At 71.8% G+C, this 12,422-nt stretch carries 6 protein-coding genes and 3 pseudogenes; 4 read left to right on the forward strand and 5 right to left on the reverse strand.

What is annotated here, in order from left to right:
• Positions 1 to 84 precede the first annotated feature (84 nt).
• Entirely contained in the window at positions 85 to 1,089 is a 1,005-nt protein-coding gene (sepH, locus tag H0S67_RS14015; protein ID WP_180933551.1) for a septation protein SepH, read from the forward strand.
• A gap of 70 nt (positions 1,090 to 1,159) precedes the next feature.
• Positions 1,160 to 3,166 carry an SDR family oxidoreductase gene (locus H0S67_RS14020; protein WP_180933552.1) on the forward strand — a complete coding sequence of 669 codons (2,007 nt, stop codon included), beginning with the start codon at positions 1,160 to 1,162 and terminating at the stop codon, positions 3,164 to 3,166.
• A 482-nt stretch (positions 3,167 to 3,648) separates the two neighbouring features.
• Here the strand turns inward: H0S67_RS14020 and H0S67_RS14025 are convergent, their stop codons facing one another.
• Entirely contained in the window at positions 3,649 to 4,491 is an 843-nt protein-coding gene (locus tag H0S67_RS14025; protein ID WP_180933553.1) for a sulfurtransferase, read from the reverse strand.
• A gap of 44 nt (positions 4,492 to 4,535) precedes the next feature.
• Between H0S67_RS14025 and H0S67_RS14030 the strand changes: the two are divergent.
• Positions 4,536 to 5,198: pseudogene (locus tag H0S67_RS14030) on the forward strand (thymidine kinase); the annotation flags it as partial.
• A gap of 126 nt (positions 5,199 to 5,324) precedes the next feature.
• Here H0S67_RS14030 and H0S67_RS28240 read toward each other — a convergent pair.
• The 4 genes and pseudogenes from H0S67_RS28240 to H0S67_RS14045 all read right to left on the reverse strand — a co-directional run bounded on the left by H0S67_RS28240 (position 5,325) and on the right by H0S67_RS14045 (position 9,826).
• Positions 5,325 to 6,402, reverse strand: a pseudogene (locus H0S67_RS28240) (alkaline phosphatase family protein).
• On the reverse strand, positions 6,399 to 6,653 hold the full coding sequence (locus tag H0S67_RS27430; protein WP_343050090.1) for a DUF5998 family protein: 255 nt from the start codon (positions 6,651 to 6,653) through the stop codon (positions 6,399 to 6,401). Before H0S67_RS27430 ends, H0S67_RS28240 begins: the two are co-directional and overlap by 4 nt.
• Positions 6,653 to 7,030, reverse strand: a complete 378-nt coding sequence (locus H0S67_RS27435) for a DUF5998 family protein (RefSeq protein WP_343050091.1) — start codon at positions 7,028 to 7,030, stop codon at positions 6,653 to 6,655. The genes H0S67_RS27430 and H0S67_RS27435 overlap by 1 nt, the downstream gene beginning before the upstream one ends.
• A gap of 81 nt (positions 7,031 to 7,111) precedes the next feature.
• Positions 7,112 to 9,826, reverse strand: a complete 2,715-nt coding sequence (locus tag H0S67_RS14045) for a bifunctional acetate--CoA ligase family protein/GNAT family N-acetyltransferase (RefSeq protein WP_246354740.1) — start codon at positions 9,824 to 9,826, stop codon at positions 7,112 to 7,114.
• Positions 9,827 to 9,950: 124 nt separating this feature from the next.
• Here H0S67_RS14045 and H0S67_RS14050 point away from each other — a divergent pair.
• Positions 9,951 to 12,422 (forward strand): annotated as a pseudogene (locus H0S67_RS14050) (DNA gyrase/topoisomerase IV subunit A).

The following is a 12,422-nucleotide window of genomic DNA, read 5'->3' on the forward strand; positions in this document are numbered from 1 at the left end:
ACGCGTGCGGCCCTCTCGCTGGCGTAGGCTCGGCGCACCGTAGAACCCACGCTGACCAGCACAGAAGGCAAGGAGCAGTCCCCCATGGTGCACCTGACGCTCGCCGAAGTGAGCGACGACGGGAAGTGCCTGCTCCTGGTCAGCGATGCGGGCGTCGAGTTCACCCTCGACATCGATGCCCGGCTCCGGGCCGCACTGCGCGGCGACACCGCACGCCTCGGTCAGTTGGAGATGAAGATGGACAGCGCCCTCCGCCCCCGCGACATCCAGGCCCGCATCCGTGCGGGTGAGACGCCGGAGGCGGTCGCCCAGGCGGCCCAGACCAGCGTCGACAAGATCATGGCCTTCGCGGCACCGGTCCTCGCCGAGCGCCAGCACGTCGCCGACCGCGCGCAGCGGTCGTCGGTGCGCCGCCGCAACGGCGCCGACCAGGCCGCCGGAGGCGCGCGCACGCTCGGTGACGTCGTCGCGGGCCACCTGCGCTCGATCAACGTCGACCCGGGCACGGTCGAGTGGGACGCCTGGCGACGCGAGGACGGGCGCTGGTCGCTCACCGGAGAGTTCAACTCGACCAAGCGCAGCGGGCACGCGCAGTTCACCTTCGACGCCCCGGGCAACTACGTCACCGCCGAGAACGAGGACGCCCGCTGGCTGCTGGGCGAGATCGTGGTCAAGAACCGCGTGGCCGAGCCCCGCAACGACCTCGAGCAGGCCCGCCAGCGCCGGCTGTCCGCCGTACACCCGGACGCTCCGGAGGAGCTGCCCCTCGGCGACGACGCGATCGAGCTGGTGACCGACCGGTCGGGCGCAGAGGCGGACGCCGGCATCGAGCTGGGCGCCGAGCAGCCGCTCGAGGCGTTCCTGACCGAGGAGCCGCCGCCGCCGGCCGCCGAGCGTGAGCTGCGCGAGGAGGCGGCCGACGCAGCAGCCCGCGACACCACCGACCAGCCCGAGTCCGAGGCCTCCGAGGCGTCGGACCCGCCCGCAGCGGAGGAGCCCCCGTCCCGCCGTCCGGTCCGCAAGAGCCGCGGTCGCGCGTCGGTGCCGAGCTGGGACGAGATCATGTTCGGCGGCGGCAAGTCGGAGTGAGCGTGTGACGTCCTGCGTCACACCGTCCACACCCCTGCCCATGACGGCTACCAATCGGTAGTCTCCCGGCATGTCGTACTTCGTCACGGGCGCCACGGGCTTCATCGGCCGACATCTCGTCCAGGAGCTGGTCGATCATCGCGAGGGCGAGATCTTCGTCCTGGTCCGGCAGGGCTCGCTGGCCCGCATGGAGACGCTGATCCGCCGCTGGGGCACCGACCGGGTGGTGCCCGTCGTCGGGGACCTCTCCGAGCCCCAGCTGGGCGTGGCGAAGAAGTGGGTCACCGAGCACCGGGGCGGCATCGACCACTTCTTCCACCTCGCCGCGATCTACGACATGACCGCCGACGACGCCACCAACGAGACCATGAACGTCGGCGGCACCCGCAACGCCCTCGGCCTGGCCGAGGCCCTGGAGGTGGGCTGCTTCCACCAGGTGTCGTCCGTGGCCGCCGCCGGCGACTACCACGGCCGCTTCGACGAGACGATGTTCGACGAGGGCCAGGGCCTCCCCTCGCCCTACCACCGGACGAAGTACGAGTCCGAGAAGATCGTCCGCGAGGAGGCGAAGGTCCCGTGGCGGGTCTACCGCCCGGCGATCGTGGTCGGCGACTCCCAGACCGGCGCCATGGACAAGGTCGACGGCCCGTACTACTTCTTCCCCCTGATGAAGCTGATGCGCGACAGCCTGCCGGCCTGGTTGCCGCTGGTCGGGGTCGACCTCGGGGACACCAACGTCGTCCCGGTCGACTACGTCGCCGCCGCGATGGACCACATCGCGCACCTGCCGGACCGCGACAGCGAGGCCTTTCACCTCGTCAACCCCGAACCGCAGCCGGTCGTCGACATGGTCAACGCCTTCTGCGCGGCGGCCGGGGCGCCGCAGTTCGCGACCCCGCTCGACCGACGTGTCACCCGCTCTGGGCCGTTGTCCCTGGTGCCCCGGGCGCTGCGACCGTCCACGATCGTGAACGGGCTGATCCGCTCGGCCCCCGCCCAGCTGGTGCTCGACCAGACCGTGGGCCGGCTCGGCGTCCCCGCCGAGGTGCTCGCGCACACGTCGTTCACCGCGGTCTTCGACTCGCGGCGCACCGAGAAGGCGCTGGCGGGCTCCGGGATCGGCGTGCCCGACCTGGAGTCCTACTCCCGCACCCTGTGGACCTACTGGGAGGAGAACCTCGACCAGTCGACCGGCCGGGACCCGGCGGTCCGCGAGGCACTGACCGGCAAGCACGTCGTGATCACCGGCGCCTCCTCCGGCATCGGCCACGTGACGGCGCTGAAGGTGGCCCAGGCCGGCGGCATCCCTGTCCTCGTCGCGCGCGGCAAGGAGAAGCTCGAGGACACCCGCGCCGCGATCGAGCTGCGCGGCGGCACGGCGTACGTCTATCCCTGCGACCTCTCCGACCTCGACGCCATCGACCGCCTGTGCGAGGCGATGTCGGCCGAGCTGCCCTCGATCGACTTCGTCGTCAACAACGCCGGCCGCTCGATCCGCAGGTCGCTGCGGCTGTCCCAGGACCGCTTCCACGACTTCGAGCGCACCATGCAGCTCAACTACTTCGGCGCGATCCGGCTGGTGATGGGCCTGGTCCCGAAGATGCAGGAGCAGAAGCGCGGCCACGTCGTGAACGTCTCCTCCATCGGCGTTCAGACCAACCCGCCGCGCTTCTCGGCCTACGTCGCCTCCAAGGCCGCGCTGGACTCGTGGAGCAACGTGGTGGCCTCCGAGCTCGTCGGCGACGGGATCACCTTCACCGGCATCCACATGCCGCTGGTGCGGACGCCGATGATTGCGCCGACCAAGATCTACGACAAGTTCCCCACCATCTCTCCGGCCCAGGCGGCCGACCTGGTCATCCGGGCGATGGTCGAGCGCCCGCACGAGATCAACACGATGCTCGGCAACGCCGGCGCGATCGCGCACACGGTCGCCCCCAAGCTCGCCTTCCGGGTCCTGAACATGGCCTACCACGTCTTCCCCGACTCGGCCGCCGCCAAGGGTGAGTCCGGCGGCGGGACCCGCGAGTCGGAGCAGATCATGCTGGCCAAGCTGTTCAAGGGGATCCACTGGTAGGGGTCGCTCGAGACCTGCGCCTCGTCGCGCTGGGCCTGCCTCCCGGCTTGCGCCCCGCGGGCTTGCCGATTGGTCACCAACGACAGATCTTCAGGCGCCCGGCATGCAGTTCTTGACCAATCGGCGCCCCCGGTCGGCGATGGTTCCGGTCCCTGGCTGATCAGGCCTGAGGGCTGGGCTGAGGTCGCAGGCCGGCCTGCCGCTCATTCGGGCGGACGTGACACCAGCCGAGTGACCAGGCAGAGGCCGACACAAGCGAGAGCCACGACGAAGACTCCCCCGAAGATGTGCATCAGATTGGTTGCCGCAGCGTAGTTGCCGGGCGACCAGCTGTAGTTGTTCACGATGTTGCCCCGCCAGTGGTGGGCCCACAGACCCAGCAGCCCGCTGAGCAGCGCGACCCACGAGGCACGTCGCAGCAGGACGGGGCTCCTGAGCAATCGCACCTGTCGCACCCTAGGGTCCGACGTCGCCCTTCGCCATCAAAACGTCTCGACGGGCCGGTCGGGATCGGTGATCCAGCCGCTCCACGAGCCCGGGTAGAGCGCGGCGCGGACGCCGGCCAGCTCCATGGCGATGATGTCGTGGACAGCGGTGACGCCGGAGCCGCAGTAGGCCGCGACCTCGCCGCGCTCCCCCGCCTCCGGGGTGGCCCCGACCGCCGCGTAGAGCTCCCGGAGCTCCTCGGGTGAGCGGAAGCGCCCGTCCCCGTCGAGGTTGCGCGCGGTCGGCACGTTGACCGCGCCGGGGATGTGGCCGGCGACCGGGTCGATCGGCTCGGTCTCGCCGCGGTAGCGCTCCGGTTCGCGGGCGTCGACCAGCACCGCCAGCTCAGGGACCCGGTCGGCCTCGACGACGGGCAGGTGGCCGGGATCGGCGACGAAGTCCCCCTCGGCGACGTCGTCGGGGGCACCGGTCTCGACCGGACCGCCGGCGGCCGTCCACGCCGCCCACGCGCCGTCCAGGACCCGTACGTCGGGGTGCCCGTGGAAACGCAGCAGCCACCAGGCCCGGCTGGCCGCGAGCCCGGACCAGTCGTCGTACACGACAACGGGACGGTCCGCGGAGACACCGGCCCGCCGCATCGCGGCCTCGAAGACGGCGACGTCGGGCAACGGGTGCCGCCCGCCCTCACCGGGCGGCGCGGCCAGGTCGGCGTCCAGGTCGACGTAGACCGCCCCCGGCACGTGCCCGGCGGCGTACTCCTTCTGGCCGGGCGGGCCGCCCGTCCGGTGGCGGACGTCGAGGACGGTGGGGGTCGACGAGCTCGCCCCTGGGTGCAGGGCGGCGCGCAGCTCGTCGACGGAGATCAGCGGACCGGTCATGTCGCCCATCCTCCAGCAGAGGGCCTGTGAAAGGATCGCGACCCGTGGCTGAACTGCACTTCTTCACCGGGACCATGGACTCGGGCAAGAGCACCCTCGCGCTCCAGACGAACCACAACCACGCCGCGCGCGGACGGGTCGGCCGGATCTTCACCACCCGGGACCGGGCGGGCGAGGCGATGCTGTCCAGCCGCCTCGGACTCACCCACGAGGCGATCGAGGTCGATGAGACCTTCGACTTCTGGACCTACGTCGTGCGCACGCTCACCCAGGGCGGCCGGATCGACTACCTCATCTGCGACGAGGCGCAGTTCTACACCCGCGACCAGATCGACCAGCTGGCCAAGGTGGTCGACGAGCTGCAGATCGACGTCTTCGCCTTCGGCATCCTCACCGACTTCCGCACGGCGCTGTTCGAGGGCAGCGCGCGCCTCGTCGAGCTCGCCGACCGGATGAACGTCCTCCAGGTGGAAGCCCTGTGCTGGTGCGGCAAGCGCGCGACCCACAATGCCCGCACGGAGAACGGCGTGATGGTGGTCGAGGGCGACCAGATCGTCGTCGGCGACGTCGACCAGCCCGAAGGCGCAGGGCCTGCCGAGCCAAGTGAGATCGCCTACGAGGTGCTCTGCCGCCAGCACCACCGGCGCCGGCTCACCGCCGCGCGCGCCAAGGCGGTCAGCCTGGCCCCCGAGCCGCTGCCCTTCGGTGAGCGGAGACGCGTCAGCGGATCCGCTGATGGTGGTCGAGCGAGCCGCGCGACTGAGGAACGAAGTCGCGACCGGCGTGGCGAGACCCGGGCGCCAGCGGATCCGCTGACGGTGGTGGAGCGAGCCTCAGTCGACCAGCATGGGGATGAGCATCTCCTCGGGCGTCAGCGACCCGTGCAGGCCCACCAGCTTCGCCTCGTAGGGGAAGTCGCTGGTCGACAGCACGGCCGTGTCCCCGCAGGCGGCGACGACCACGTCGCCGAGGCGCGGCAGGACGGACGTGGACACCGGGCCGAACCAGCCCCGGGCCACCGCGACGTCACGGGTCATCACCTCGGCCCGGTCGCCCAGCACCTCGGCCCAGGTGGCGGCCACGTCGTCGACAGCCCCGCGGTGGCAGTAGAGGTGTCGGAAGCGTGCCTCGCCCCCGATCAGCGCCACCCCGTCCCGCAGCTCGTGCCGCTCGTCCACGTCGATCCGGCTCTCCGGCGCTGAGTCGACCATGCCGTGGTCGGCCACGACGAGCAGCCGCGTCGCGCGGGGCAGCGAGTCGCGCAGCTGCTCGGCCTCGGAGTCGATGATCGAGAGCTGCTGGAGCCACTGGCTCGACGCGACGCCGTACCGGTGCCCGGTCCAGTCGAGGTCGCCGTCGTAGAGGTAGGTCAGCGAGGGGCCGTCCGACGAGGAGGCCACGGCAGCGGCGATCCGCTCGCCCACCTTGTCGGCCCCCACGTAGTCCGCACCCCGGGTGGGCGGCGATGGTGAGCCCGCTGCCCACGAACTCCCGCTTGTTGACGACCGTCACGTTCGTCCCGCAGCTCCTCAGCCTCGAGAAGGCGGTCGGGTGCGGCTGCCACTCCATCGGGTCGACGTCCTTGTCCCACAGCAGCGCGTTGAGCAGCCGGCCGGTGCCCGGCACCCGCGAGGTGAACCCCACCAGGCCGTGGGCGCCCGGCGTCAGACCGGTGCCTAGCGAGGTCAGGCTGGTCGCGGTGGTCGACGGCACGCCCGCGGTGGCCGGGGCCTGGTCGACCAGCAGGCTCGAGAGGTACGGCGCGGCGTGGGCGTAGCGCTCCAGCAGCCGGGCTCCCAGGCCGTCGACGAGGAACACGACGTACGCCCGGGCGTCGGGGCAGCAGCAGCCCGGACGGGCGTTCCGCCAGCGGCGTGCCCAGGGCGGCCGCGACGGCCGGGACGACGTCACCGAGGGAACGCTGGTGGTAGGCAGGCTCGACGAACCCGGCGCTCATGCCCCGTGGGTCCGGGCGGAGAGCGACTCCGCGAAGGACAGCAGCCCCCGACGGCGTCGGCGCCGTCGGCGGCGGCCGACACCCGGATCGAGAAGTCGTCGGAGGCCAGCACGCCCGTGTAGCCGTGGTCAGCCTCGCACTCGGGGTCGCTGCAGCCCGCCGGCTCGAGGTCGACGCGGCTCACGCCGCCCCAGCCGATGGTCATCACGGCCTCGGCGGGGGGGTCGGGCCGGAGGTCGGGTTGGCGATCATCCGGGTCACCACCACCGACTTCACGGCCTCGAGGCGCACCGCCTCGGTGGAGGTGGAGGTGTAGGGCTCGGGCAGCAGGTCGTCACCGGTGTGCTCGTCGGTGTGGGCCAGGATCAGCCGCGTCGGGGTCAGCACCACCACGCTGAGGTGACGGCGCACCTCGTCGCGCTCGAAGGTCGGCTCGTGGTGCACGAAGAACGAGACGACCTGCTCCCCCGCCACGGCCGCCTCCACCCCGTGGGCCACGACCTCGGGGTAGTAGCCGGTGTGGTCGATGGCGTCCCTCAGCTCGAGGGTCCGGTCCCGGTCGTCGGTGGTCCTGCTGCGCATGCGTGCAGTCTGTCACGCGACCGCGCCGGACACCGGCACGGCTGGCACGAGGCGCGCAGCAGGCAAGACGGTGGGTGGGGCTCAGCCCGGGATCGTGTCCCCGGGGTGGTCCGGCAGCCGCCGCACGAACCAGTCCGACCGCGCGTCGGCGACCGGGTCGACCCGCGCGGCGGCGGTGAGCACGGTGGCGCCGTCCGCGCCGGCCAGGACCAGGGACAGCTCCATGGAGCTGACCTGGGGCAGGTCGTTCTGGAGCTGGGCCACCCGCCGGATCAGCCGCTCCACCTCGGCCACGTCGACGACCTCGCTGCCGCGGTAGCCGAAGAGCATCGGCGAGGACTTGATCTCGCGCACCATCGCGGCGGCGTCGCGCTCACCCAGCGGCGGGATCCGGTAGGCCTTGTCGGCGAGCAGCTCGATCAGCGGCCCGGAGATGCCGAAGGACACCACCGGCCCGAACAGCGGGTCCTCGATGCTGCGGATGGCGACCGGCACGCCCGGCGTGGAGTTCTTCTGCACCACGAAGCCGGCCTTCTCGGGCTCGGTGATCCGGGCGGTCAACGACTCCCAGGCGTCCTGCATCTCGCCGGGGGTGTCGATGTTGCGCCACACGTGTGCCTGGTCGGGCCGCTCGCGCAGGTGGTCGGCGGTGGCCTTGAGCACGACGTCCCAGCCGAGGTCCTCGCCCGCCTTCTGGGCCTCCTCGTGGGAGGTCACCTCGCGGGTCTCCCACAGCTCGATGCCGTACGCCGCGAGGAGCGTCGTCAGGTCCGGCTGCTCGAGCTCGGTGCCCTGCGGGTGCCGGCGCAGCAGGTCGTTGATCAGCCGCTTGGCCGCCGCCTGGTCGACCTCGTCGGGGCCGACCGGCGGGCCGTCGGGGGTGCGCAGCCACACGGCGTACTCCACGACCCGGGCGAGGGCGCGGACCGCGGCCTCGACAGCGGGGTACGACGGCACCGAGCCGCGGCCGGCCGTCGAGCCGGCCACGTCGGGGACCCGCAGCAGCTCGGGGACGCCCTCGGCCCCGAGGAACGACGACACCAGCGGCTTGTCGGACTGCTCGCCGACCGCGGCGAGCACGTTGGCGACGTCCTCGCCGGACACGTTGAGCGGCGGGATGTAGACGGCGACCACCGAGTCGACCTCGGGGTCGTCGATCGCGGCGTCGAGCGCGTCCTCGAAGTCCTCGGCCGTGGCCTCGGCGCCCAGGGCGACCGACTTGTTCACGACCAGGCCGACCGCGGCGGCTGCGTCGGCGGCCAGCAGCCCGAGGGCGTCGGAGTTCCCGACGATCGCGACCCGGCGCCCGCGGGGCAGCGGCTGGTGGGCCAGCAGCTGGGCGACGTCGAACATCTCCTCCAGCGTGTCCACCTGGATCACGCCGGCCTGGCGGAACATCGCGTCGACCGCCTGCGGAGGCGCGGCGATCTTGCGCACCGCGTGGCCCATGGGGACGCCCTGGGTGGTGCGGCCCGAGCGCACCGCGATGATCGGCTTGCGCAGCGAGACCCGCCGGGCGATCCGGGAGAACTTGCGCGGGTTGCCGATCGACTCGAGGTAGAGCAGCACGACCTCGGTCGAGTCGTCCTCCTCCCAGTACTGGAGCAGGTCGTTGCCGGACACGTCGGCGCGGTTGCCCGCGCTGACGAACGTCGAGAGGCCCAGGCCGCGGTTGTTGACCTTCTCCAGGATGGCCGAGCCGAGGGCACCGGACTGGCAGAAGAAGCCGGCGCGGCCGCGGGGCGGCATCAGGCCCGAGAGCGAGGCGTTGAGCGAGACGGCCGGGTCGGTGTTGATGATGCCCAGGCAGTTCGGCCCGATCAGGCGCAGCCCGTAGGAGCGCGAGAGCCCCACGAGACGGCGCTGGCGCTGGCGGCCCTCCTCGCCGGTCTCGGCGAAGCCCGAGGAGATCACGACCAGGCCGTGGACGCCCTTGGCGGCGCAGTCGAGCACGACGTCCTGGACCGCCTCGGCGGGCACCGCCACGATCGCGACGTCCACGTCGTCGGGGATCTCCCCCACCGTGGAGTACGCCGGCATCCCGGACACGGCCGCCGAGCTGGGGTTCACGACGTACACCCGTCCGGTGAAGTCGCCCATCACGAGGTTGCGGACCAGTGCCTGGCCGATGGTGTCCTGCCGGCGGCTGGCCCCGATCACGGCGACCGAGCGCGGGTTGAAGAACTTCTCGATGGAGGCGGCCTCGGCACGGTGCTCGCGGTTGACCATCAGCCCGATGGCGGTGTCGGTCGGCTCGATCGAGAACTCCAGGGCGAGCACGCCGTCCTCGTACTCGCTGGCCACCCGGTAGCCGGCGTCCCGGAACGTCTGGATCATCCGGCTGTTGTCGGGCAGCACCTCGGCCACGAAGCGCTCGACGCCACGCTCGCGGCCGGCCTGGGCGAGGTGCTCGAGCAGCAGCTGGGCGATGCCGCGCCCCTGGTGCTGGTCCTCCACGAGGAAGGCGACCTCCGCCTCCCCCGGGCGTACGACGTCGTACCGCCCGACGGCGATCATCTTGCCCGAGAGGGTGAGCACGAACGCCACCCGGTTGACGTGGTCGACCTGGGTGAAGCGGGCGACGTCCCGATCGCTGAGCTGCGGCATCGGGGAGAAGAACCGGTAGTACTTCGACTGGTCGGAGACCCGGGCGTAGAAGTCGACGAGCAGCTCGGCGTCCCGTGCCTCGATGGGCCGGATGTGGGCGGTCCTGCCGTCGCGCAGCAGGACATCCGCCTCCCAGTGGCGGGGGGCAGCCGGTGCCTGGTTCTCCACTGGGTCCTCGGTGCCGGTCACGAGGCGCAAATCTACAGTCCTCCGGGCCCTCGGAGCGCCTCCAGGACCGGATCGGACGCGCCGCGGGGGCCGAACCGGCGTGCCCCCGGCGCATCGGCGGGGGCCACCGGGGAGAATGCACGGCATGGCACGGCCGAAGACGAAGCAGGACCTTCCCGACGACTTCGAGGAGCACATCCTCGACATCGATGTCGGCGACGAGATGCGCTCGTCGTTCCTGGAGTACGCCTACTCCGTCATCTACTCCCGGGCGCTGCCCGACGCGCGCGACGGGCTGAAGCCGGTCCAGCGCCGCATCCTGCACACGATGAACGAGATGCGGCTCTTCCCCGACCGCGGGCACGTCAAGAGCGCCCGCGTGGTCGGTGAGGTGATGGGTCGGCTGCACCCCCACGGCGACAGCGCGATCTACGACGCCATGGTCCGGATGGCCCAGCCCTGGTCGATGCGGGTCCCCTTCGTCGACGGGCACGGCAACTTCGGCTCGCCCGACGACTCCCCGCCGCCATGCGTTACACCGAGGCCCGGATGGCACCCGCCGCCGTCGCGATGACCGCCTCGATCGACGAGGACACCGTCGACTTCAAGCCGAACTACGACAGCCGTGAGCTCGAGCCCACGGTGCTCCCGGCCGCGATCCCCAACCTGATCGTCAACGGCACCACCGGCATCGCCGTGGGCATGGCCACCAACATCGCACCGCACAACCTGGTCGAGGTCGTGCAGGCGCTGCGGCACATGATCAACCACCCGGCCACGGACCTCGACGGCCTGATGAAGTTCATCCCCGGCCCCGACCTGCCCACCGGCGGCAAGATCGTCGGTCTCGAGGGGATCCGCGACGCCTACGAGACCGGGCGCGGCACCTTCCGGATGCGCGCCACCGCCCGCGTCGAGTCGGTGACGCCCCGCCGCAAGGGCATCGTCGTCACCGAGCTGCCCTACGGCGTCGGCACCGAGAAGGTCATCGAGCGGATCAAGGTCCTGGTCCAGGGCAAGAAGCTCCAGGGCATCTCCGACATCAAGGACCTCACCGACCGCGACAAGGGCCTGCGCCTGGTGATCGAGGTCAAGAACGGCTTCCACCCCGAGGCCCTGCTCGAGCAGCTCTACAAGCTGACGCCGATGGAGGACACCTTCGGCATCAACACCGTCGCGCTGGTCGACGGCCAGCCCCGCACGCTCGGCCTCAAGGAGCTGCTGGAGGTCTTCCTCGGCCACCGGTACGACGTGGTCCGGCGCCGCTCGCAGTTCCGCCGCAACAAGAAGGCCGAGCGCCTGCACCTCGTCGACGGCCTGCTGATCGCCCTGCTCGACATCGACGAGGTCATCCAGGTCATCCGCACCAGCGACGACGCAGGCACCGCCCGCGAGCGGCTGATGTCGGTCTTCGACCTCTCCCAGGCCCAGTCCGACTACATCCTCGAGATGCAGCTGCGCCGGCTCACCCGCTTCTCCCGCATCGAGCTGGAGAAGGAGCAGGAGGTCCTGCGCCGGGAGATCGAGGAGCTCGACGCGATCCTGGCCGACGAGAAGCTGCTCCGGAAGGTCGTCTCCGACGAGCTGGCCGAGGTCGCCAAGACCTACGGCACCCCGCGGCGCACGGTGCTGCTGGAGTCCGCCGGCACCACCGTCACCTCGTCGGCCGTGCCGCTCGAGGTCGCCGACGACCCGTGCTTCGCCTTCCTGTCCTCCACCGGCCTGCTGGCGCGCTCGACCACCGACGAGCCTGTCGGCTCCGGCGACGGGCGCACCAACCACGACGTGGTGGTCTCCGCTGTGCGCACGACTGCGCGTGGTGAGATCGGCGTGGTCACCTCCCGAGGCCGGCTGGTCAAGCTCAGCGTCCTCGACCTGCCGGCGATCCCGGCGTCGGCCAACGACCCCAACCTGCAGGGCGGCGTCCCGCTCAGCGAGGTGCTGTCGCTGGAGAGCGGCGAGCGGGCGCTCGCGCTCAGCGCGCTGCCGACCGAGGGTCCGGGCCTCGCGCTCGGCACGAGGCAGGGCATCGTCAAGCGGGTCAACCCGGAGGTGCTCTCCCGCGACGAGTGGGAGGTCGTCTCGCTCAAGGACGGCGACGAGGTGGTCGGCGTCCTCGACCTGGCCACCGGCCGGGAGACCCTGCTTCATCACCTCCGACGCCCAGCTCCTCCACTTCGGCGCCGACGGGGTGCGTCCGCAGGGCCGCTCGGGCGGGGGCATCGCCGGGGTCCGCCTCACGGCCGGCCAGCAGGTCGCCTGGTTCGGGGCGGTCGACCCCGCGGATGCCGTGGTCGTCACTGCCTCGGGCTCCTCCACCGCGCTGCCGGGCACCGAGCCGGGCTCGGTCAAGGTCACCCCGTTCACCGAGTACCCCGCCAAGGGCCGGGCCACCGGTGGCGTGCGCTGCCACCGGTTCCTCAAGGGTGAGGACGCGCTGGTCTTCGCCTGGGCAGGCACCGCGCCCGCCCGTGCGGCGGCCACCAGCGGGGCCCCCGTGGAGCTGCCCGAGGCCAATGGTCGGCGGGACGGCTCGGGCGTGCCGGGCAGCCAGCCGATCGGGGCCTGCGCCGGCCCGGTCGCCGTCCGGCTGGCCACCGGCGGTGTGGAAGGCTGA

It is taken from the genome of Nocardioides ungokensis, from assembly GCF_013466985.1.
GTDB classification, from domain to species: Bacteria; Actinomycetota; Actinomycetes; order Propionibacteriales; family Nocardioidaceae; genus Nocardioides; species Nocardioides ungokensis.

What these genes read in the sequence shown, in the direction of transcription:
- sepH (WP_180933551.1), top strand. Translation starts at nt 85, where the DNA reads ATGGTGCACCTGACGCTCGCCGAAGTGAGCGACGACGGGAAGTGCCTG.
- H0S67_RS14020 (WP_180933552.1), top strand. Translation starts at nt 1,160, where the DNA reads ATGTCGTACTTCGTCACGGGCGCCACGGGCTTCATCGGCCGACATCTC.
- H0S67_RS14025 (WP_180933553.1), bottom strand. Translation starts at nt 4,491, where the DNA reads ATGACCGGTCCGCTGATCTCCGTCGACGAGCTGCGCGCCGCCCTGCAC.
- H0S67_RS27430 (WP_343050090.1), bottom strand. Translation starts at nt 6,653, where the DNA reads ATGACCATCGGCTGGGGCGGCGTGAGCCGCGTCGACCTCGAGCCGGCG.
- H0S67_RS27435 (WP_343050091.1), bottom strand. Translation starts at nt 7,030, where the DNA reads ATGCGCAGCAGGACCACCGACGACCGGGACCGGACCCTCGAGCTGAGG.